This is a genomic window from Cryobacterium sp. Y57 (genome assembly GCF_002929505.1).
In the GTDB taxonomy this organism is placed as follows: domain Bacteria; phylum Actinomycetota; class Actinomycetes; order Actinomycetales; family Microbacteriaceae; genus Cryobacterium.
Map to the genome: position 1 here is coordinate 303,116 of NZ_PJJL01000071.1, position 20,348 is coordinate 323,463.

Below are 20,348 nucleotides of genomic sequence, written 5' to 3' on the forward strand. Positions count from 1 at the left end.
CTGTCATGGTCTAAACTGTTTTCACCACTGACAGTAGAACCCTATTGCCAAGGAGTCAACTTGCATTTTGCCCCTGACACCGAGGAAGCACTCGAATTCGTCGTGCTGCTCGGCGCCACTGACCCTGGGGCCTCTCGAAGTGGCCGCGACGAACTCGAAACGCTCGCCGACCTCGCTGCCCTGCTCGCCCCCATTTTGTTCACCGGCCGCATCGACGGAGATGATGTCGAGCTGCTCGACGTGCAACAGACCCGTGCCCTGCTGCGCCGGGTCTGGACTCTCGGCCGCGACGACGCCGTCACGGAGATCAACCGCATGCTGCGCGAGGCCAGGGCGCTCCCCCAGCTCGCCCGCCATGATGACTCGGACTGGCACCTGCACGCGACCGAGCCCGAGGCTCCACTCGGGGAACGCATGCGCGTCGAGGCCGCGCTGGCGTTGATCGACGTGATTCGCAGCGACGAAATGGGTCGCCTGCGCATCTGCGAAGCGGATGCCTGCACCGGGCTGGTTCTTGACCTCTCCCGTAACGGGTCGAAGCGTTTCTGCAGCGTGCGCTGTGGCAACCGCATGAACATGATCGCCTTCCGCGAGCGCCAGCCCACCGGCTCTACTCCGTCGCTGCCTCGTCGCGCACACGAATGACGACGTTGCCGATCTTCTGCCCCGTCGCGACATATTCGTAGGCAGCGCGAATATCTTCGAGCGGGTAGGTCCGGTCGATATCCGGCCGAAACTCGCCCGATGCGACCAGGCCCTGCAGGAACAGTGCATCGTCGCGGGTGTCCTTGGGAATGGGAAACACTACGCGCTTCCTCCTCAGCACCGGCGTGGTCAGCGCCAGGATCAGATTTTGCCACAGCGTACCAAGTTCGGACGAGATGTAGATTCCGTCGGGAGCGAGCACCCGGCGGCAGCGTCCGAAAGAACTCTTCCCGACCATGTCGAGCACCACATCAAACTCATCGTCGAGCGCGGTGAAGTCCTCGAGCGTGTAGTCCACCACCCGCTCAGCCCCGAGAGATTCCATCAGGGATAGGTGCGGGGTGGCGCAGACCGCTGTGACGCGGGCGCCGACATTCACGAGCAATTGCACCGCAGCTGATCCGATCCCTCCCGTACCGCCGTTGACCAATACCTTCTGTCCGGCGGTGACCCGTGCCGCGCGCAGCATGTTGAGCGCGTAGTGGGCGCCCTCCAGAATCGGTGATGCCTCCACGTAGGAAACGTCTCCCGGAATCTCGACGACCATTCCCGTCGCGGCGACAGTCAGATAGCCAGCGTGACCACCAAATTTCACGCCGCTGTAGCCGAATACCCGCTGGCCGACCGCAAACGCACTGACGTCGGCGCCGACACCGGCGACCTCGCCGGCGAACTCGCAGCCAAGAATCGTCGCCCGAGGCTTGCGCAGTCCGCTGAATAGCCGCACCACGCGTGGCTTGCCGCTCAGAAAGCCGCAGTCGGTGCGGTTGACCGTGCTGGTAAAGACGCGCACGAGCAGTTCGTTGCGCTGGGGTATCGGCTGCGGCGTAGTCTCGACGTGCACGAAGCTTGGGGGTCCGTACTGACGGTACACGGCAGCTTTCATGCGGCTCAGCGTACCCTCGAACGCGCCGTCGCGACCGGGTGGCCTCGGGAGCTCGGCGATGGCCAGTATTGTCAGCACACCTAAGCTGAAACCATGACTCAGGTTTCCGAAATTTTTGACCCTTCACTCTGGAAGCCCGTCGATGGCTTCACCACGCTGCAGGACATCACCTACCACCACGACAACGCCGGGCGGGTCGCCCGCGTGGCCTTCAACCGGCCAGAGGTGCGCAATGCGTTCCGCCCTCAGTCTGTCGATGAGCTCTACCGGGTGCTTGACGACGCCAGGCAGAACACGCGAATCGGTGTGGTGCTCCTCACGGGTAATGGGCCGAGCCCTAAGGACGGGGGCTGGGCATTCTGCTCTGGTGGCGACCAGCGTATCCGCGGGCGCGACGGCTACCAGTACCGTGACGGGGTCGCAAGCACCGGGCGGCTGCACATTCTCGAGGTGCAGCGACTCATCCGGTTCATGCCGAAAGTCGTCATTGCCGTCATTCCCGGCTGGGCGGCCGGCGGCGGCCACTCCCTGCACGTTGTCTGCGACCTCTCGATCGCCAGCAAGGAACACGGCATGTTCAAGCAAACGGATGCCGACGTCGGCTCGTTCGACGGCGGCTACGGCAGCGCCTATTTCGCCCAGCACGTCGGGCAGAAATTTGCCCGGGAGGTTTTCTTTCTCGCGCGTCCCTACGACGCCCAGCGCGCCTACGAGATGGGCGCCGTGAACGCCGTGGTGCCCCATGCAGAGTTGGAGACGACCGCACTGGAGTGGGCCAACACCATCCTGACAAAATCGCCGACCGCGATCCGCATGCTGAAATTCTCGTTCAACGCCGTCGATGACGGAATGGTCGGCCAGCAGATCTTCGCCGGTGAAGCCACCCGCCTGGCCTACGGCACCGACGAGGCCGTCGAGGGCAAGGACGCGTTCCTGGAACACCGCGAACCGGACTGGTCGCCCTTTCCCTGGCAGTTCTAGGGGCAGCCCGAACGCTCACCACCATGTACCGGTGTCGCTGCGTGACTGACCGAGAGTTCTAGGGCAGGGCGGTCAACACCCGCGTGTCGGCCGTTGCTGCGTGCAGCCACTCAGAATCAGGCGCCCGCCTGCTGCTCGGCCACGTACGCCGCAGGGCCTTTTTCGGCGGCGACCGGGTCCATCCAGAGTGCGCTGAACTCGTTGCCGTCCGGATCTTGGAAATCGCGGGCGTACATGAACCCGTAGTCCTGTGCCGCACGCGGCTCGGTGGCACCGCCGGCCAGCGCCTTGTCTAGAATCGCGTCGACGTCTTCGCGAGAATCCCGGCTGAACGCGGTTTGCGTGAGCACGGTGGTGCCGGGGTCGGCGATCGGCTTGTCGGTGAAGGTGGCGAAGAAGTCCCGCGTGAGCACCATGAGGTAGAGGTTTTTCTCGATCACGATGCAGGCGGCGTTCTCGTCGGTGAACAGCGGATTGATAGTCCAGCCGAGCCCGGTGAAGAAGGCTTTCGACCGGTCGAGGTCGCTCGTAGGTAAATTGACGAAGATGCTGGTGACCATGGTGACTCCTCTGCCTGGCGGGGTGCCCGCGCTGCGAGCTCTCTTCCATCGTCGTGAGAACGCGCGATATGTCAAGAGCCACGTACGAGCCGATGGCGCCGTCCGGCCGCCTGACGGCGCAAATAAGGTGCATCGCCTCGGCGGGCACCTGCTCACCGGTCACAGCCTCCCGGAGCATAGGCGCCGCCCGCAGCACGCTACCGGAAGCTTCATCACTCGGAAACAACGTGACCTGCATCGGACCAAACCGACCACCTCACGCGGATGCCCCTCCGTGCACTGGTTGCGGATCTCACCCGGTCATATATGATTCAGAAAACGATAATAGAACACCGCATTCGATTATCGAACGCAGACTGATGCTGGCGTTCGAATCGTTGTATTGAAAGACCCCACCGAGAGACCCCACACAGAAGTGAGGAAGTCGTGCAATTTCACCACCACGGATACGTGTCCGCTGATCCGCGTAGGCAGGATGCGGCCGGAGTGGGCATCGATCGCCCCGTCGAGCTCCCCGACAACGTCGACGTTCTGATCGTGGGCACGGGCCCGGCCGGCATGATCACCGCCGCCCAGCTCTCCCAGTTTCCCGGTATTACCACGCGCATCCTCGAGCGCCGCGGCGAACGTCTCGCGATCGGGCAGGCCGACGGCATCCAGGCCCGCAGTGTCGAGACCTTCCAGGCCTTCGGGTTCGCCGAGCGCATCATCACCGAGGCCTACCGCATCACCGAGATGGCGTTCTGGAAGCCCGACCCCACCAACCCGGCCAACATCATCCGCACCGCCCGCGCCATCGACGACCCCACCGGCATCAGCGAATTTCCGCACCTCATCGTCAACCAGGCACGCGTGTTGGACTACTTCGCCGAGGTGATGGCCAATTCGCCCACCAGAATGACACCCGACTTCGGCTATGAAATGCTCAGCCTGACCAACACCAACGAGGGCGACTACCCCGTCACCGTGACGCTCCGGCACACCAGCGGAGAGCTGACCGGCCAGGAGCGCATCGTGCACGCCCAGTATGTGGTCGGCGCCGACGGTGCCCACAGCGCCGTGCGCGATTCCATCGGCTGCACGCTGGCCGGTGACGCGGCCTTCCACGCCTGGGGTGTCATGGACGTGCTGGCCGTCACCGATTTTCCCGACATTCGCACCAAGTGCGCAATCCAGTCCGGATCCGGCGGAAGCATCCTGCACATTCCGCGCGAGGGCGGTTATCTGTTTCGCATGTACGTCGACCTCGGCGAAGTGGCCGCCGACGACAACGGCGCCGCGCGCTCGACGACGATCGACCAGATCATCGTGAAGGCCAACGAGATTCTGCACCCCTACACACTCGATGTGAAAAACGTGGCCTGGCACAGCGTTTATGAGGTCGCCCACCGTCTGACCGACCGGTTCGACGACCTGCTGCCTGAGGAGATCGGCATCCGCTCCCCGCGGGTCTTCATCACCGGCGACGCCTGTCACACCCACAGCGCCAAGGCCGGCCAGGGCATGAACGTCTCAATGCAGGACGGCTTCAACCTCGGCTGGAAGCTCGGCTACGTGCTCGACGGGCGTAGCCCCGATAGCCTGCTCAGCACCTATTCCGCCGAGCGCCAGGTCATTGCGAAGAACCTGATCGATTTCGACAAGGAGTGGTCGAGCCTGATGGCGGCGAAGCCCGAAGACCTCACAGTTCCGCTCGAGGACTTCTACACCCAGACATGGGAGTTTCCATCAGGATTCATGACCCGATACCCGCCGTCGATGCTCATCGGCGAAGCGACCCATCAGGCGCTCGCCACCGGATTCCCCATCGGCAAACGCTTCAAGTCCGCCCCGGTCGTGCGCGTGGGCGACGCCAACCCGGTGCAGCTGGGCCACCACCACCGCGCCGACGGCCGCTGGCGCGTGTACGCGTTCGCTGACGCATCCGCTGAAATACTGGCCTCTTGGGCCACGTGGATGCGGACCGCCCCCGATTCGCCGCTACTCACGCACACCCCGGCCGACAGCGACATCGATAGCGTCTTCGACCTGAAGGTGGTGTACCAGCAGGCGCACACCGAGGTTGACCTCGGCCGAGTCGACGTGGCGTTTTTACCGAAAACGGGCCCGTTCGGGCTGATCGACTACGAGAAGGTGTACGCCGCCGACCCGAATCACGACATCTTTGAGCAGCGCGGTCTCGATCGCAACGGCGTCGTGGTGATCGTGCGCCCCGATCAGTACGTCGCCCATGTGCTGCCCCTGACCGCTACTGCTGAGCTGGCGGCCTACTTTCGGCAGATGTTGCTTGTTCGGTAGGGCTCAGCGAGCGGATGCCGGTGGGTCGCCCACCTACTCGGCTGCGGGACGTTGCCGGTTTTGCTTCGTGGCCGAGCGCTGCTGTTTGACCGCGAGGTGCCGCCGGGCGGAACCGCGGGTGGGCTTGGTTGCGCGCCGCGCTGCCGGTTCCGCGGCCAAACCCGCCGTCACCAGGTCGGCGAGCTTTCGCAGGGCAATCTCGCGATTGCGCAGCTGGGAGCGCTGCTCGCTGGCGGCGATGGTGACCACCCCGGAAACGAGGCGGTGATTCAGGCGGGTGAGCAGCAGCATCCGCTCGTCGTCGGACAGCACCGCGGACTCGGCGACGTTCCAGGACAGCTCAACCCGGCTGTCGGAGGTGTTGACGTGCTGGCCGCCGGGACCGGACGATCGCGAGAACCGCCAGCCGAGTTCGCGCTCGGGAATGGTCAGCGCCGCCGACACCTCAAGATCCATGCTCCTAGCGTGGCACACCCCAGGATCCCCCGCGCACGACACGTATCATAAACCCTGCGCAACCGACCTCAAAACAGCGGCCAGCTCAGAACAGCGGCGAGCTCAGAACAGCGGCGAGCTCAGAACAGCGGCCAGGGCACGGCGGGCATGTCGCCGCTCGGGGCTGGGAACCGTGCGTCCGAGCGCAATTGGTCGCAGCGCGCGGCGAATGCCGTGAGTTCTTCGGCGCTGACTAAGCCAGCGAGGGTGTTGCCGAGTTCGCCGGACAGGCCGGTTGTGACCCGGTCGATGCCGTCGAGCTCGTCGGTGGTGAGAGCGTCGCCCAACCAGCCCCACAGTACGGTGCGCAACTTGTGTTCGACGTGAAAGGTGAGCCCGTGATCGACTCCGTGTCGGTGCCCATCGGTCATCGCAAGAATGTGGTCGCCCTTGCGATCGGCGTTGTTCACGACCACGTCGAACACGGCCATCCGCCGAAGCGGGGCGCTGTCTTCGTGAATGAGGGTGACCATCCGTTCGTGCTCGTCTCGCCCGTCGAGAACGTGTCGCCACCCGGTTTCCGGAACGGCGTCGGCTGCCACCAGGTCGACGGGGTTCTGGGCGGGGTCACTCTCCTGCCAGAGCTGTACCATACCTTCACCCATCGGCCCCTCGCGCAGCCAGGTGCGCGGTACGACGTTCCAGCCGAAGGCTTGCGAGACCAGGTAGGCCGCCACTTCACGATTGGCGAGGTTTCCGTCGGGAAAATCCCAGAGCGGATGCTCCCCCGCCACCGGTTTGTAGACGACCATCGCGCCATCGATGCTGCCTAGGAAGGTTGCATTCGAGGCTGTCGTGATTCGGCCGGTGAGTGTCAACTCGCCGTCGACCAGGTCGGGAGTCGGCATCAGTCCCCGGGAACGGTGCAGGTGTGGCCGTCGGCGTCGATGGGGTAGCCGCAGAGGGAGCACATCGGCCGCCCAGCGCCCACGATCTCACGAGTGCGCTTCGCGAACGCGCGAGCGGTACCGACGGGTATGCGCACGAGCAACGAATTGGCCGCTTCAAGCGGTTCGAGCAATTCCTCGTCTTCGTCGACAATCGGGTAGGCCTCGATCACCACTTGAACCGTTGATGGATCCCAGCCCAGGCTCATCGAGCCGGTGCGAAATTCCTCAGCGACCGGTTGCTCGAGCGGGTCGTTATCAACGAGCTCGATCGGGGTCGTGGACGGGATGCTGAACGGGTTGCCCTCGAAGGTGATCAGCTGGTCGAGAATCTCATCGATCTTCTCGGCGAGCAGCGCCGACTGCTGTTTCTCCAACGCGATGCTGATGATTCGCGCGCCGCTGCGCACCTGCAGATAGAACGTACGCTCCCCGGGCAGGCCGACGGTACCGATGACGACCCGGTCAGGCCAGACGAACTCATGAACGATTTGGGGCATGTGCACATTTTAGACGCGAGAGCTGCGTGACGTCTGCGGCTCGGCCCGCCGCTGACGAGAACCTCAGCCGAAAGGAGGCCTTGCGGCCATCGAATCGCCGATAATAACCGGCGCAGGCATCAGTGATGCCGCTCAGTTGACTTCGCTGCGTAGGGGGAGCGTGCGCACGCTGACGAAGTGCCGCGCTCCCCCGTCGATGGGGTCGGTGAAGCGCACCTCGTTCGCCAGCAACTGCAGGGGGCGGGTGAAATCGTCAAGCGCGACATCCTGCACAACGGGATAGAGCGGGTCGTCACTGATCGGAATCTCCAACCCCAGCATGTGCAAACGCAATTGGTGCGTGCGACCGGTGCGGGGCGTCAGCCGGTAACTGCCCAGGCCATCGATCACCGATTCGAGTTCAATCAACGATTCAGCGTTGACCGGTGCGCCCGGCAGCACCTCGGCTTGCCAGCGACCAGGACGCGTGGTGAGGTGATTGCGCACCATCACGGGCAGTTCGAGGCCCGTGTGCAGCGGAGCCAGCGCACGGTAGGTCTTGGCGACCTCGCGGCGTTGGAACGTCGACTGATACGCCCCGCGCCATCGTCGCTCGGTCGCCAGAATCAACAGCCCCGACGTCACCCGGTCGAGCCGATGCAGCGGGGACAGCTCCGGAAGCTGCAGTTGGGCGCGCAGGCGCACCACCACGCTCTGCACGACATGGCGCCCGCGGGGAATGGACGAGAGAAAAGCGGGCTTGTCGATCACCACGATCCGATCGTCGCGATAGATCATATGGATGAGCCCCGGAACAACGGATTCCTCGGCCAGATCGCGGTGGAACCACACAAAGGTATACGGCCGGTAGGGGTCGCGGCCGCCGACTGCGGCGCCGGTGCCATAGACAAACCGCTCCTGGGATAGAAATCCCGCCACGTCCACGAACTCGGACAACCGCTCGTCGAGCCAGGCTCCCATGGTCTCCCAGAGCGGATGCTGCGACCGTTCCGGCGTGCACACCCACGCGGCATCGAGCCCGAGCCGTTGCGGGAGCGGAGAACGCGGGGGCATCCACTGATCGTACGTGGCTCAGCCCTTCACCGCGCGTGTACGGGCGCCGATCGAAGCTGGGCAGATATGGCCGCGTGATTCTTCGTTCACAGCACCGGCAGATACTGCCACCTGCCCTCGTTGCGTCAGTTAACGAGAAAGCCCGCCCGTGGGCACACGGGCGGGCTTTCTATACGCGTTCCGCGCGGTGTGCGCGGTCACTCACGTGCATGTGCACATGACGAGGGTTAGTCGGCGCTGATCTGCAGGCGGAATCGGTCGCGCTGGGTGTGCAGGTTCCAGAGGTGTTCGGCCAGCGTCGCCGGGTCCTTTTCGGGGTGACCCTCGATGATTCGACCGCCGATGATGAGCTGGGAGACCTGAATCCCCTCTTCGCCGAGAACCTCATTCAGTAGCTGCGCGTACGCAGCCTGTCCGGCAAAGGCAATGGATGTGCCCGCCAGGCTCCGTACCGGCGTCACGGCCGTGCCGCCGTTGACGAAGAGGATGGTGCCTCGGTTCTTTCCCAGAAAACGCATGCCGGGAACGACCTGGTGCACCGCCGCAACGGGGCCGTAGACGGAGAATTCGATCGGCCCAACCAGATCAGCGGGCGTTGTTTCCAGCACGGGACGCATGAAGTCCTTCTGCGGCAGGGGGCTGTACTGCAACACCTCGATCGCGCCGAGAGTCTCCGTGACCTGCTCGAGCACCCGGCTAATCGACGCCGGGTTTCGCACGTCGGCGACGAAACCCTTCGCTGTGATTCCTTCTGCGCCCAGTTCCTCGGCCAGCGCATCCACGCGCCCTTGATTGCGTGAGATCAACGCAACGGAAAATCCTTCTGCTCCGAAACGACGCGCTGCTGCTGCGCCGAGTCCCTTGCCTGCACCGATAATTGCGAGAGTAGTCATATCGGTTGCAAGACCCCTCCCGGGGGAAATATTCCCCCATGATCAACCCAGCAACACCGTGGGCCCGGTATCAGAGCAGCGGCAGAACCTGCTCACGAACCTGCTTGCGCAACACCTTGCCGAGCATCGAGCGCGGCGTGTTTTCAATCTGCACGATCCGCCGCGGAATCTTGTAGGCCGCGAGATGTTCCCGGCAGTGCGCCCGCAGTGCATCCTCATCAAGGGTGACACCGGCCTTGAGTTCGATCGCGGCGACAACCATCTCTCCGCCGCGTTCGAGCGGTCGACCGATCACTGCGGCGTCACTGACGCTCGGGTGCAGCCGCAAGACAGCCTCCACCTCGGAGGGCGACACGTTGAAACCACCGGTGATGATCAACTCCTTGGCGCGGTCTACGATCGTGGTGAAGCCGTCCTCATCCACGGTCACGATATCGCCGGTGCGCAGCCAACCGTTGGGTAGGAGCGTCTTCGCGGTCTCCTCCGGGTTGTTCCAATAACCCTGAAAAACCTGCGGCCCCTTCAACAACAACTCACCCGGCTGCCCCAACGGCACCTCAACGCTTGGATCGTCCAGATCGACCACTTTCATCAGGGTCGACGGGAACGGCACACCGATCGTGCCCGTGCGTCGGCTGGCATGAAACGGATTACCCAGCGCGACCGGAGACGACTCGGTCATGCCGTAGCCCTCAACGAGAAGTCCGCCCGATACCGATTCCCAGAGTTCCACGACATGATCGGGCAGATTCATGGCGCCCGAAATGCAGTACTTGCACGAGCGCAGCGAGATCCCTTTTTCCTGTGCGGCGAGCGCCGTGCGCTCATAGATCGGCGGCACCGCGCAGTAGACCGTGGCGGGCGACTTTTTCATGGCGTCAAGAATCAGCCCGGGCTCAAACTTGGGGAACAGCACGAGCAGGCCCTGCTTGCGAATGCCGTAGGTCAGGTAGAGGGTCATCCCGAATGCGTGGAACATCGGCAGGATCGCGTAGAAGATTTCTTTGCGGTACTGCGCTCCATGCATCCACGCCTCACCCTGCAGGGCGTTGGAGTACAGGTTGAAGTGGGTGAGCATGGCCCCCTTGGGGGTTCCTGTGGTGCCCGAGGTGTACTGGATGGCGGCCAGGTCATCGACCGAGGGGCGTGGATGCTCAAAGTCGATCACGCCGAAAGCGAGCAGGTCCTTCCAGGACATCGTGCCCGGTGCCGGGCCCGTCAGCGCCGCGCGTGACTCGCGCAGCTTCTTCACCGGCAGATGCAGGGCGAGGCGCTTCAGGGTGGGAAACGCCGAGAGGAGATTGACCGAGACAACGTGGTCGATCTCGATGTCAGCCGGGAACTCGCGCACGGCAGCCGTCGCCTTGTCCCAGGCGATAACAATGCGGGCCTGATGATCTTCGAACTGGTGCCGCAATTCCCGGGACGTATAGAGCGGGTTGTGCTCCACCACCACCGCGCCGAGGCGCAGCACCGCGTAGAAAGCGACGACGTGCTGGGGGCAGTTCGGCAAGATCAGGGCCACTCGATCGCCGGCTTTCACCCCGAGGCGACGCAATCCCTCCGCGGCCCGGTCGATCTGATCGCCGAGTTCGGTGTAGGTCGTTCGACGCCCGAAAAACTCCAGCGCGGGGTGGGTGCCGGCTTCGGCCACGGCACGCTCGAGCATGGCCACGAGGGACTCCCGTGGAAGTTCGATCTCGGCGGGAACGCCCGGTTGATAGTTCTTGACCCACGGCTCGTGCTCAGTGTTTGCCATGACACCATCCTCCCTGATTTGACGCAGAATCCTGCGAGTGACGAGCGGATGCCGTGACACCGCGAGCGCAACGACTCGGGCATCCGCTGCCTGCGCCCTCACCTGCACACCCCCGCTGGTTGACGGTCGGACATTCCTTGGGGGGGTCAGACAGTGCCACGTTCCAGTATCGATCGGGTCGGTGCACTCACGTAGCCTTATTCGAGCGGATGTCACCGTCGACACGTGCCACGGCACGGGATTTCCTCGCATCTCATCATCGGCACTGAAAGATTTTTTTATGACGACCACTGTTCCTGCACTCGCCGCCCCCGCGGCCAACCAGCCCCTTGTTCGCACCACGATCGAGTTGCGCACCCCCGGCGCCCACGACGTGGCGATCGACATCAAGTTCGCCGGAATCTGCCACTCCGACATCCACCAGGCTCGCGACGAGTGGGGTGTCGGGCTGTTCCCGATGGTTCCCGGCCACGAGATTGCCGGCATCGTCTCCGCCGTCGGCAGCGACGTCACCCGTTACCAGGTGGGCGACCGCGTTGGCGTCGGCTGCTTCGTGGACTCCTGCCGCGAGTGCGTCAACTGCCTCGCCGGCGAAGAGCAGTACTGCCTGAAGGGCGAGGTCGGCACCTACAACGACCGTAACCACGACGGCTCCCCCACCAACGGCGGCTACAGCACCGCGATCGTCGTCGACGAGAACTACGTGCTCGGCATCCCCGATGGCATCGAGCTCTCCGAGGCCGCTCCCCTGCTCTGCGCCGGAATCACGCTCTACTCCCCTCTCGTGAACTGGGAAGCCAGCCCCGGCAAGAAGGTTGCCATCCTCGGCATGGGCGGCCTCGGACACATGGGTGTGAAGATCGCCCACGCGCTCGGCGCCGAGGTCACCGTTCTCAGCCAGACCCTCAGCAAGAAGGAAGACGGCCTGCGTTTCGGTGCAGACCACTACTACGCCACCAGTGACCCGACCACCTTCACCGAGCTCGAGAACCACTTCGACCTCATCGTGAACACCGTGGCCGCGAACCTCGAACTGGAGGGCTACCTCAAGCTGCTCGCCCTCAACGGCACGCTCGTGCACGTTGGAATCCCCACCGAGCCTGACAGCGTGAAGATGGTGTGGCTCGCCGCCCAGCGTCGCTCCATCGCCGCCTCCAAGATCGGTGGCATCCGCCAGACCCAGGAAATGCTCGACTTCTGCGCCGCCCACGGAATCGGCGCCGACATTGAGATCATCTCGGTCGATCAGGTGAACGAAGCCTACGAGCGTGTTATCCGCAGCGACGTGCGCTACCGTTTCGTTATCGACGTGGCCACGTTTGCGAACGAGACCCGCGTCGACGCGTAAGCGCCCTGACCGGCGCGGCATAAGCCACACCGGTCGATAAAAAACCCAGGCACGAACTGCCCCGGGCCGCAGATACAACGCGACCCGGGGCATCCGTCATTTAAGGAGTCCCATGAAGTACGTGAAGCTCGGAACCACCGGTCTGGATGTCTCAGCGCTCGCCCTCGGCTGCATGAGCTATGGCGAGCCGGAGCGCGGAAACCACGCCTGGACGCTGACCGAGGCGACCAGTCGGCCCTTCATTCGGCAAGCCGTTGAGGCCGGCATCAACTTCTTCGACACCGCAAATGCTTACTCGGCCGGGTCGAGCGAGGAAATCCTCGGACGCGCCCTCGCGGAGTATGCCAGCCGCGACGAGATCGTCGTGGCCACCAAGGTCTACTCGCCGGTCGGTGAAGGTCCCAACCAGCGCGGCCTCTCACGCAAGGCGGTGCTGCAGGAGATCGACAACAGCCTGCGTCGCCTCGACCTTGACTACGTGGACCTCTATATCGTGCACCGCTTCGACCCCTTCACTCCCCTTGAGGAGACGCTTGAAGCCCTGCACGACGTGGTGCGCTCGGGTAAGGCGCGCTACCTGGGCGCCTCTTCAATGTTTGCCTGGCAGTTTGCGAAAGCCCTGCGCCTTCAGCAGGTGAACGGCTGGACGCCGTTCGTGTCGATGCAGAGCCAGTACAACCTGATCAGCCGGGAGGAGGAGCGCGAAATGTTCCCCCTCGCCGCCGACGCTGGTATCGGTCTCACCCCGTGGAGCCCGCTCGCGCGTGGAAAGCTGACCCGCGACTGGGACCAGACGACCGCTCGCACCGAAACGGACCTGATCAGCCAGGCCTTGTACGCCCAGGCAGAGGTCGGCGATCGGGCCGTTGCTTCCGTCGTCGCTGACATTGCTGCTGAACGCGGGGTGCCGCGGGCTCAGGTAGCCCTGGCCTGGGTGTCGGGAAACCCTGCTGTGACGGCGCCGATCGTTGGTGCCACGAAGCCGCAGCATCTCGACGATGCCATCGCCTCGCTCGACCTCGAACTGAGCGCCGACGAGCGGGCGCGCCTCGAGGCATCGTACGTGCCGCGTCTGCCCGAAGGGTTCTAACGCGTCAGCGGCTGGACTCGAGTGCGGGGGCATCCGTCTGATCTGTGCGCCAGGAGGCCAGGATGAGCAGCGCGTCATTTGAGGCGGATGCCGGCTCGGTGCTGTAGACGAAGAGTTGCTGGTCTGGTTCGCCCGGAACCGGGAAGGTCTCGTAGTCCACGTCCACCCGGCCCACGATCGGGTGCTCGAAGCGCTTCACGCCGAACGTGCACTCCCACACCCGGTGCTGACTCCACCAGGCGCGAAATTCGTCGCTCTTGACGGTCAACTCGCCGATCAGCTCGTTGAGGGCCCGGTCGTTGGGGTGGGACCGCGCGTCGTGACGGAGCATAGCCGCCACATCGCACGCCACAATCTCCCAGTCCAGGTACAGCGTGCGCGCCGACGGGTCGAGGAATGTCCATCGGGCCATGCTGCGCCCGAGCCCCGAGGCCTTGGTGAAGTCCTTGAGCAGTAGCTTGGCGAGGTCGTTCATGGCCAGCACGTCCATGCCAACGCCGAGCACGAATGCCGGCTGCGTGGTGAAGGAATCCATGATGGTGCGCACCGACGTGCGCACCGCGTGGGTGCGCCGCCGCTGCTGGATGCGGCCGCCGGTCGAGGCGGATAACAGCGAGAACAGGTAGCTGCGCTCCGCCTCATTCAGGTGCAGCACCCCGGCGAGCGCGTTGACAACGGCATCGGATGCCTGCGTCACCCGGCCCTGTTCCATGCGCGCGTAGTAATCCACGCTCACGCCGGCCAGCCCCGCTACTTCGTCACGGCGCAGTCCGGGTACCCGCCGGGCGGGCGCGTGGGGGTTGACCAACACGCCGACGTCGGCTGGCGTGAGTCGCGCCCGGGCCGAGCGCAGAAAATCAGCGAGGGTATCTTTGTCGTCCATCCCTCCAGTATCTCAAACCAACGCACGTCGAAGTGGGAAGGGGCGGCCCGCCTGTTGTCGACCAGGACCTCAGCGCACACGCACTCTCACGATTGCACAGCTGTTCGCTGGTGTCATCAACTGTACAATTGCGTATTCGTGCAAGTCTGGGTTCTCCAGCGTCTGTCGGGTGTAAAGCTGCACCGTGTCTTCTGTTTCCACCATTTGAGGGATCAGCGTCGGGTCGCCTTTCTTGCCTCCTCCCGAGCAAGAGAGCCACACATATGAAAATGCAGGATCTGACCGCCAAAATCGCTGTTATCACGGGAGCCTCGAGCGGAATTGGAGCAGCAGCAGCGCGCCTTCTCGTCGAGGAAGGTGCCCACGTCATCCTCGTCGCCCGGCGCGTGGAACGGTTGCAGGAGCTCGCCGCCGAACTCGGAGACTCCGCGACAGTCATGCAGGTCGATGTCGCGGATGCCGCCGCCGTCACATCGATGTTCGCCACCATCAAGAGCCGTTTCGGTGGGGTGGATCTGCTCTTCAACAACGCCGGCCTGGGCATCAATTCACCGTTTGAGAGCAGCGACCCGGATGACTGGAAGTCAATGATCGATGTAAACCTGTATGGCGTGCTGAACTGCACCCAGGCGGCCATTCCCCTCATGCGCGGTCGGGCCGGCGCCATGATCTGCTCCGTTTCGAGCGTCGGTGGCCGCTACGGCGCAGCCACCTGGTCGGTCTACAGCGCAACGAAGTATGCCGTCGTCGGTTTTCACGATGCCCTGCGCAAGGAACTGGGCGAAGAGGGAATCCGCGTCTCGGTCCTTGAACCGGGCGCCGTCTGGACCGAGTTCGGCGAGAACGTCAGCGACGCGCTCCTGACCCGCCGCACCCAGCTGGAAGCGATGCAGTCCGAAGACGTAGCCCAAGCCCTCGTCTTCGCTTTTGCGCAGCCGGCCAATGTGCTCATCCAGGAGATTCTGATGCGCCCGGTCAAGCAGATCGCTCCCTGACCTGCTGCCGCTTGGCGGCCGGCACCGAATCACCTGCGGACAGAGTCGATATCAGCCCGCCCTCCTGTCAGCTACCGGCGAGTAATCGCACCGGGTCCCCGCGGTTGACGCGTCCCGGGCGAATAACCTGCGCGTAGACGCCGAATGGAATGTCGCTCCCGTTCAGTCGGTAGCGGGTGAGGGTCTTCAGCAGGTTCGTGCCGCGAGCGCCGGTGTCGGGATCCAGATCGATGACCGCGCAGCGCGGGATTCCGGCGCCCACGCGCACGCGTGCGCTCCCCAGGTCGAGTTCACGACCGGCCCAGGAATCTTCCACGTGTGCAGCCGCGTCGCCCGTGTCGATTGTGAACGTCGCCCGAAACCGGCGAGCGTCAACGGTCGTGGCCGCCTCATCGGCGAGGCGGCGCAGCGAGCTCGTCGTCACGAGGGTGACGGAGTCGCCGTAGACCACGCCGCCCGGGCCGTTGACCTGTGCCACAGCGACATCCTTGCCGAGCAAACGAGAGAATACCCGAGCCCACGGCCCGTCAACCACGTGCATGCCAACGGCGCGACCCCAATAGTCGAGGGTGACAGTTTGACTGTTCAACTCGGGCTTCGCGGCAACCAGCTGCCCGCCGATGTCGACCGACAGTACCCCGTCGTCCCACCGGGCTTGGCAGGTGGGCAATAACGGATGCTCAACGGTCTTCAACACCCGACCGTTCGCAAGGTCGACGACCGCGAAGAGTCGGTCCCCCGCTGGACCGTGCGCTTCGACCAGCACGTTGTCGCGCGTCGTGTGTCGGCCGCCCTTGAGGGCCGACAGGCCAATGTCGCGAATCTGCATAATAGTGATCACCCTAACGGCAAACTGCTTCCGGGCCGCGTCAGTAGAGGCATACCGCGTGCGCTGCCTGGGGCACTTCCAAAGGTCCTTCAGACCTCAACGCCCGCGTGGCGGTTGCGGAGCGCCGGCCGCAATCTAACTGCAGCCGATCAGCGCAGTCGTCGAGCCCGGAGGACAACGTCGTGGGTGTGATGTGACCCGGCGCCGGTTGCGACATGGCGCGGCCGGGTCTCGTCGACCTCGACCTGCCAGCTGTCGTCCAGCAGTGCAGCGACCTGGGCGGGGCCCACATAGTCGTCGCCATGGAAACCGTGGGCCGCGGCCTCCTCCTTCGTCGGGGCGGGGTGATGCACAAAGAGCAGCACACCATTGGGAGCGACCGCCGCGAGCAGCGCGTGCTCGGCGACGTTCTCATCGGTGCGCAGCAGCGCGGGGTACTGCGCAGAGACGAGATCAAAGGACGCCCGCGGCAGCGCCGCTTCGACCAGGCCGGCGTGTAGCCAGTTCACCTTCACTTTGCGAACGGCGGCCTGGGCTACTGCCCGGTCGAGCGCCACCCGCGACACGTCCAGCGCGGTGACGCGCCAGCCGTGTTCCGCCAGATAGAGGGCATCCGCTCCCTCGCCGCAGCCGACATCCAGAGCGCGCCCGGCCGATAAATCCTGCATCTCGGTCAGGAGGGTCCCGTTCGGATGCCCGCTCCACAGCTGTGCCATGTCGGCATAGCGCGCGTCCCAGAATTCCTCGACCGCGCCGGGATCGCGAGGGGCGTGAACAGCACTTGCCGCCTCCGCGTTGTCGTGGTCGGTCTCGGCGTGATCGGGTGAAGTCTCGTTCGTGTGCTCCATGGTTCAAGCATCCGACTTTCACGGGTTTGCGACAAATTTTAGTGGCCTATGGAGCGATCATGACCAGGTAGATATGACGCCCACTGCAGTCGATTGCTGGTGCAAGTGGCCAGCCGAGTTGCCCTGCCCCCGCCGCTCGGCGCAGACTGGAGGCACCGGATCGCAACTGAGTCTTCCGCCTGTGGCTAAGGAGCTCACTATGACTGAACCGAACGATGCGCGAGTCGGCCTCTACATCGACTTTGACAACATCGTCATCTCGCGTTATCAGCAGCTGCACGGGCGCAATGCTTTCCAGCGCGACGGCATCCGTGATTTCAATAAGTCGAGTGCGGATGCCGACCCCGAGGTCGCCGCTCGGCTCGCCTCCGCCACGGTGGACTTCAACGCCATCATCGACTTTGCCGCATCGTTCGGCACCCTGGTCGTCAATCGTGCCTACGCCGACTGGTCGGTGCCGGTCAATGCGAGTTACCAGCGCCAGCTCATGTCTCGAGCAGTGGACCTGACCCAGCTGTTCACCACGACCACCCGCGGAACCAAGAACGGTGCCGACATCCGTTTGGCCGTCGACGTGGTCGAAGACCTCTTTCGACTGCCCGACCTGACTCACGTGATCATCATCGCCGGCGACTCGGACTATATCGCCCTCGCCCAGAAGTCGAAGCGGCTGGGTCGGTTTGTGGTGGGCATCGGTGTCGCGGGCTCGACGAGCACATCACTTGCGGCCGCATGCGATGAGTTTGAGGACTACGACTCACTGCCCGGAATTGGCAAATCTACCGCCACGACCAGTACGGGAAGGCCCAAGGCCAGCAGGAAGGCTCCAGAAACTGCCGAGATGGCACCCGACCCGGCGCCTGTCCAGACTCGTATATTCACCACGATTCCCATGTTCTCGCACATCGAGGACGCGCAGTTCGACGAGCCTGAGGTCGGCGACGACATTGACCCACAGACGCTTGCCACGGAGCTCCTGGTGCGTGCGCTGCAGATCGGTCACGCCAAGGGTGACGCCGACGAGTGGCTCAACACGGGCACGATCAAGAACCAGATGCGCCGCATGGACCCCTCTTTCAACGAGAAGCCGCTCGGCTTTCGGTCCTTCACCGACTTTCTCTCCTCGCGCAGCGAGCTGGCCGAGCTGAAAGAGGATGGCCCGCAGCGGCTCATCCGGCTGCGCCCCGAGGCAGAAAGCAGACGCTAAAGAGTCAACTGACTCTCCGCACCGAATCGGCGACGAGAGCGCGCTGCCACCCCTGCCGCCACGAGCATCGCCACGCCCGCCGCGGCCGTCGACACGGCGACGATCGTCTCGGTGAAGGGGGTCGTGTCGTGCGACTGATAGCCCACGATGGCCGGCGCGATCTGAAAGGTGACGACGATAGTGCCGGGCAAGGTGACGGCGAGCAGCAACAGGCACGCGACGGATGACGCCCACGACACGAGCAGCCAGCGCACGCTCAAGGCGATCAAACCGGCGAACCCGATCAAGCTCAGCAGCACCTGCACCGGCAGAAATTGCAGCGGAGACGGAACACCGATCAGGCCCGAAACGAGGGCGTGCATGCCGGTGATGCCGAAGGATGCCGCGGTGGCGACGGTGAGCATCCGCTCAAGGCCGTTGTCGCGATGGGCGACTGATCGCGCCACGGCCGTGATGCCCAGCGCCAGCAGCAAAAGACTCACGCCGAAGAATTGTGCGGTCGTGCCGGGGTTTTGCCACGGGTCTGCGGGGTAGGAGTAGTCGAATCGGTGGTCTTCAATCGAGATGTCGGTGCTCGTCCGGGAAGCGCTGAGCACGACCCACCGTTCCAGCGAGGCGACAAGCTGCAGCGCGGCCGCTGCGAGAAACAGCCCCGCTGCAACGAGCGACCATTGGGCCGAAACACGACGGGCGCGATGTGTCTGCATGCGGTTGACGGTACTAGCGATGGCTGCCATGCGCTCAGAGTAGCAACATGGTGAAAGTTGGCAAGCGAACAGTGGGTAAATCTAATCGTGAGGGCGTTATTATCGACAGCCCCTTTGCGGCGCAACCGCTGAACCCAGGCCGTGGCGACACCAAATATTCTTGAGTTCAACGGCGTCCTCCCCTGTGTTCATTGGTCCTCGTAGAAAGCGGTAAGCTCTTACAGTTGTCTTCTGCAGGTTTCGAATGTTGAAATCGCTTTGCGGAAGTGGCGGGCTGTGGCGCAGCTTGGTAGCGCACTTGACTGGGGGTCAAGGGGTCGCAGGTTCGAATCCTGTCAGCCCGACCAAAGGGCCGTTCGCGAAACTGTTCACGAAACGGCCCGGTTGGAACAAAAAGAAATCGCTCCTGAGGATTCTCAGGAGCGATTCTGGTTTAAGCGGGGTGTTCGTGGAGTTGTGTTGGCGATTCGTCGACCAGGGCCGTGTTGCCCGTGGTTTTTTGTGTTTTGGGGCGCGTCGGATTGTTCGGAATGCGGGAGGCGTGCCCTCTCGGGCGGTAGTGGTGGCGTGTGTGGCCGTTTAGGTTCTTCGCGGTGGTCCGCCGGTTTCGTCGGCTTGTGATCGTTTGGGTTTGGTGGGTCGCTTTACATCGGGTGGGTAGGTGTCCGTGTAGGGGTTGTGGAATTCTCGGTCGCGACGCCGGACGAGTGAGACTGGCGGTTCGCCGTTGACCTGTTTCTTGGCTTCGTCTTTGATCTTGTCGCTGATGAAGGCGGCGATTTTGCGCAGGTTGAAGTTGGTGAGCAGCATGGTGACGATGATTTGGGCGGCGCCGAAGCCGCGGACGCGGCGGCGGCTGGCGGCTTCGATGTATTCGGTGCCGCCGCTTTTCANGCTTCGATGTATTCGGTGCCGCCGCTTTTCACCTGGTTGTTGAGCGATTCGATGCTGTTTCGCGCGTGGGTGTGAAACTCGTCCCATTGTTTGCTGCCGTATTCAAAGGCTTGGGCGGTGCGGCGATTGCGTGCCGTGTCGAAGGACACGGAGTGCTGTGCACAGATCTTGTCGGCGAAGTCCGGGAGGTCCTCACCGTCGACGGCTGGCAGCATTTTCCTGGTCTTGAGCATCTCGCGAAGAGGGCAGGTTACTGTGGGGCTTGGGCCGAGGGCGGGGCAGCGCAGCACGGTGCGATCTTTGCTGTCGGGCTTTTCTTTCTGGTGCAGGCGAAACGCCCGGCGCTCCTTAATTCGTGCTTCGTAGGTTTTGTCGTCAATGCTTCCGCTCGCGAGCTCTTTGGTGGCGTTTTTTAGAGGATCGGGAGTGGCGGGGCAGTAGGTGCCGCCCTCGATGTAGAGGGCGCCGTGGTCGCCGCCTTGGTGCCCGAGGCGGTCGACGCGGTAGTCCGTTGAAGGCGTATACCCGAG

General features: G+C 63.8%; 20 protein-coding genes and 1 tRNA gene. 8 read left to right on the forward strand and 13 right to left on the reverse strand.

Features of this window, described 5'->3' with window-relative positions:
- Positions 1 to 60 precede the first annotated feature (60 nt).
- Positions 61 to 645 carry a CGNR zinc finger domain-containing protein gene (locus tag CXY72_RS15520; RefSeq protein WP_104128554.1) on the forward strand — a complete coding sequence of 195 codons (585 nt, stop codon included), beginning with the start codon at positions 61 to 63 and terminating at the stop codon, positions 643 to 645.
- On the opposite strand, the gene CXY72_RS15525 is transcribed toward CXY72_RS15520, so the two are convergent.
- Entirely contained in the window at positions 611 to 1,591 is a 981-nt protein-coding gene (locus CXY72_RS15525; RefSeq protein ID WP_104128616.1) for an NAD(P)-dependent alcohol dehydrogenase, read from the reverse strand. The genes CXY72_RS15520 and CXY72_RS15525 overlap by 35 nt on opposite strands.
- A 93-nt stretch (positions 1,592 to 1,684) precedes the next feature.
- Between CXY72_RS15525 and CXY72_RS15530 the strand changes: the two genes are divergently transcribed.
- Positions 1,685 to 2,572, forward strand: a complete 888-nt coding sequence (locus tag CXY72_RS15530; RefSeq protein ID WP_104128555.1) for a 1,4-dihydroxy-2-naphthoyl-CoA synthase — start codon at positions 1,685 to 1,687, stop codon at positions 2,570 to 2,572.
- Positions 2,573 to 2,688: 116 nt separating this feature from the next.
- Here CXY72_RS15530 and CXY72_RS15535 read toward each other — a convergent pair whose 3' ends face one another.
- Positions 2,689 to 3,132, reverse strand: a complete 444-nt coding sequence (locus tag CXY72_RS15535; protein WP_104128556.1) for a VOC family protein — start codon at positions 3,130 to 3,132, stop codon at positions 2,689 to 2,691.
- 426 nt (positions 3,133 to 3,558) lie between these two features.
- Here CXY72_RS15535 and CXY72_RS15540 point away from each other — a divergent pair, with 426 nt between their 5' ends.
- Positions 3,559 to 5,430: an FAD-binding monooxygenase gene (locus CXY72_RS15540; protein ID WP_104128557.1), complete on the forward strand. Its 1,872-nt coding sequence runs from the start codon at positions 3,559 to 3,561 to the stop codon at positions 5,428 to 5,430.
- Between the two features lie 33 nt (positions 5,431 to 5,463).
- On the opposite strand, the gene arfB is transcribed toward CXY72_RS15540, so the two are convergent.
- From arfB to CXY72_RS15570, 6 genes are all read right to left on the reverse strand, one after another.
- Positions 5,464 to 5,886 carry an alternative ribosome rescue aminoacyl-tRNA hydrolase ArfB gene (gene arfB, locus CXY72_RS15545; RefSeq protein WP_104128558.1) on the reverse strand — a complete coding sequence of 141 codons (423 nt, stop codon included), beginning with the start codon at positions 5,884 to 5,886 and terminating at the stop codon, positions 5,464 to 5,466.
- A gap of 119 nt (positions 5,887 to 6,005) precedes the next feature.
- Entirely contained in the window at positions 6,006 to 6,773 is a 768-nt protein-coding gene (locus tag CXY72_RS15550; protein ID WP_104128559.1) for an SCO1664 family protein, read from the reverse strand.
- Positions 6,773 to 7,312: a DUF3090 domain-containing protein gene (locus CXY72_RS15555; protein WP_104128560.1), complete on the reverse strand. Its 540-nt coding sequence runs from the start codon at positions 7,310 to 7,312 to the stop codon at positions 6,773 to 6,775. The genes CXY72_RS15550 and CXY72_RS15555 overlap by 1 nt, the downstream gene beginning before the upstream one ends.
- 132 nt (positions 7,313 to 7,444) lie before the next feature.
- Entirely contained in the window at positions 7,445 to 8,365 is a 921-nt protein-coding gene (locus CXY72_RS15560; protein WP_104128561.1) for a pseudouridine synthase, read from the reverse strand.
- Positions 8,366 to 8,592: 227 nt separating this feature from the next.
- Positions 8,593 to 9,258, reverse strand: a complete 666-nt coding sequence (locus tag CXY72_RS15565) for an SDR family NAD(P)-dependent oxidoreductase (RefSeq protein WP_104128562.1) — start codon at positions 9,256 to 9,258, stop codon at positions 8,593 to 8,595.
- Positions 9,259 to 9,328: 70 nt separating this feature from the next.
- Positions 9,329 to 11,017: a long-chain-fatty-acid--CoA ligase gene (locus CXY72_RS15570; RefSeq protein ID WP_104128563.1), complete on the reverse strand. Its 1,689-nt coding sequence runs from the start codon at positions 11,015 to 11,017 to the stop codon at positions 9,329 to 9,331.
- Between the two features lie 280 nt (positions 11,018 to 11,297).
- Between CXY72_RS15570 and CXY72_RS15575 the strand changes: the two genes are divergently transcribed.
- Both CXY72_RS15575 and CXY72_RS15580 read left to right on the forward strand, forming a co-directional pair.
- Positions 11,298 to 12,365, forward strand: coding sequence for an NAD(P)-dependent alcohol dehydrogenase (locus tag CXY72_RS15575; RefSeq protein ID WP_104128564.1), 1,068 nt, complete (start codon positions 11,298 to 11,300; stop codon positions 12,363 to 12,365).
- Positions 12,366 to 12,477: 112 nt separating this feature from the next.
- On the forward strand, positions 12,478 to 13,455 hold the full coding sequence (locus CXY72_RS15580; protein ID WP_104128565.1) for an aldo/keto reductase: 978 nt from the start codon (positions 12,478 to 12,480) through the stop codon (positions 13,453 to 13,455).
- A gap of 4 nt (positions 13,456 to 13,459) precedes the next feature.
- On the opposite strand, the gene CXY72_RS15585 is transcribed toward CXY72_RS15580, so the two are convergent.
- Positions 13,460 to 14,338, reverse strand: a complete 879-nt coding sequence (locus CXY72_RS15585; protein WP_104128566.1) for a helix-turn-helix transcriptional regulator — start codon at positions 14,336 to 14,338, stop codon at positions 13,460 to 13,462.
- Between the two features lie 269 nt (positions 14,339 to 14,607).
- Here CXY72_RS15585 and CXY72_RS15590 point away from each other — a divergent pair, with 269 nt between their 5' ends.
- Entirely contained in the window at positions 14,608 to 15,333 is a 726-nt protein-coding gene (locus CXY72_RS15590) for an SDR family oxidoreductase (RefSeq protein WP_198417308.1), read from the forward strand.
- Between the two features lie 67 nt (positions 15,334 to 15,400).
- Here the strand turns inward: CXY72_RS15590 and CXY72_RS15595 are convergent, their stop codons facing one another.
- Together CXY72_RS15595 and CXY72_RS15600 are read right to left on the reverse strand one after the other, a co-directional pair.
- On the reverse strand, positions 15,401 to 16,162 hold the full coding sequence (locus CXY72_RS15595) for an MOSC domain-containing protein (protein ID WP_104128568.1): 762 nt from the start codon (positions 16,160 to 16,162) through the stop codon (positions 15,401 to 15,403).
- A 149-nt stretch (positions 16,163 to 16,311) separates the two neighbouring features.
- Positions 16,312 to 17,010 (reverse strand): bifunctional 2-polyprenyl-6-hydroxyphenol methylase/3-demethylubiquinol 3-O-methyltransferase UbiG, encoded by a 699-nt coding sequence (locus CXY72_RS15600; RefSeq protein WP_104128569.1) that lies wholly within the window; start codon positions 17,008 to 17,010, stop codon positions 16,312 to 16,314.
- Between the two features lie 199 nt (positions 17,011 to 17,209).
- Between CXY72_RS15600 and CXY72_RS15605 the strand changes: the two genes are divergently transcribed.
- Entirely contained in the window at positions 17,210 to 18,217 is a 1,008-nt protein-coding gene (locus CXY72_RS15605; protein WP_104128570.1) for an NYN domain-containing protein, read from the forward strand.
- On the opposite strand, the gene CXY72_RS15610 is transcribed toward CXY72_RS15605, so the two are convergent.
- Positions 18,214 to 18,954, reverse strand: coding sequence for a hypothetical protein (locus CXY72_RS15610; RefSeq protein ID WP_104128571.1), 741 nt, complete (start codon positions 18,952 to 18,954; stop codon positions 18,214 to 18,216). The two genes, CXY72_RS15605 and CXY72_RS15610, sit on opposite strands and share 4 nt — an antisense overlap.
- Before the next feature lie 240 nt (positions 18,955 to 19,194).
- Between CXY72_RS15610 and CXY72_RS15615 the strand changes: the two genes are divergently transcribed.
- Positions 19,195 to 19,271 (forward strand) — tRNA-Pro (locus CXY72_RS15615).
- 232 nt (positions 19,272 to 19,503) lie between these two features.
- Here CXY72_RS15615 and CXY72_RS15620 read toward each other — a convergent pair.
- Positions 19,504 to 19,734 carry a hypothetical protein gene (locus tag CXY72_RS15620; RefSeq protein ID WP_104128572.1) on the reverse strand — a complete coding sequence of 77 codons (231 nt, stop codon included), beginning with the start codon at positions 19,732 to 19,734 and terminating at the stop codon, positions 19,504 to 19,506.
- Positions 19,735 to 20,348: the final 614 nt, after the last annotated feature.

Coding starts and splice junctions, on each gene's coding strand:
- CXY72_RS15620 (WP_104128572.1), bottom strand. CDS start 19,734: ATGCTGCTCACCAACTTCAACCTGCGCAAAATCGCCGCCTTCATCAGC.
- CXY72_RS15530 (WP_104128555.1), top strand. CDS start 1,685: ATGACTCAGGTTTCCGAAATTTTTGACCCTTCACTCTGGAAGCCCGTC.
- CXY72_RS15610 (WP_104128571.1), bottom strand. CDS start 18,954: ATGGCAGCCATCGCTAGTACCGTCAACCGCATGCAGACACATCGCGCC.
- CXY72_RS15560 (WP_104128561.1), bottom strand. CDS start 8,365: ATGCCCCCGCGTTCTCCGCTCCCGCAACGGCTCGGGCTCGATGCCGCG.
- CXY72_RS15585 (WP_104128566.1), bottom strand. CDS start 14,338: ATGGACGACAAAGATACCCTCGCTGATTTTCTGCGCTCGGCCCGGGCG.
- arfB (WP_104128558.1), bottom strand. CDS start 5,886: ATGGATCTTGAGGTGTCGGCGGCGCTGACCATTCCCGAGCGCGAACTC.
- CXY72_RS15590 (WP_198417308.1), top strand. CDS start 14,608: ATGCAGGATCTGACCGCCAAAATCGCTGTTATCACGGGAGCCTCGAGC.
- CXY72_RS15580 (WP_104128565.1), top strand. CDS start 12,478: ATGAAGTACGTGAAGCTCGGAACCACCGGTCTGGATGTCTCAGCGCTC.
- CXY72_RS15605 (WP_104128570.1), top strand. CDS start 17,210: ATGACTGAACCGAACGATGCGCGAGTCGGCCTCTACATCGACTTTGAC.
- CXY72_RS15600 (WP_104128569.1), bottom strand. CDS start 17,010: ATGGAGCACACGAACGAGACTTCACCCGATCACGCCGAGACCGACCAC.
- CXY72_RS15535 (WP_104128556.1), bottom strand. CDS start 3,132: ATGGTCACCAGCATCTTCGTCAATTTACCTACGAGCGACCTCGACCGG.
- CXY72_RS15565 (WP_104128562.1), bottom strand. CDS start 9,258: ATGACTACTCTCGCAATTATCGGTGCAGGCAAGGGACTCGGCGCAGCA.
- CXY72_RS15525 (WP_104128616.1), bottom strand. CDS start 1,591: ATGAAAGCTGCCGTGTACCGTCAGTACGGACCCCCAAGCTTCGTGCAC.
- CXY72_RS15550 (WP_104128559.1), bottom strand. CDS start 6,773: ATGCCGACTCCCGACCTGGTCGACGGCGAGTTGACACTCACCGGCCGA.
- CXY72_RS15555 (WP_104128560.1), bottom strand. CDS start 7,312: ATGCCCCAAATCGTTCATGAGTTCGTCTGGCCTGACCGGGTCGTCATC.
- CXY72_RS15595 (WP_104128568.1), bottom strand. CDS start 16,162: ATGCAGATTCGCGACATTGGCCTGTCGGCCCTCAAGGGCGGCCGACAC.
- CXY72_RS15570 (WP_104128563.1), bottom strand. CDS start 11,017: ATGGCAAACACTGAGCACGAGCCGTGGGTCAAGAACTATCAACCGGGC.
- CXY72_RS15575 (WP_104128564.1), top strand. CDS start 11,298: ATGACGACCACTGTTCCTGCACTCGCCGCCCCCGCGGCCAACCAGCCC.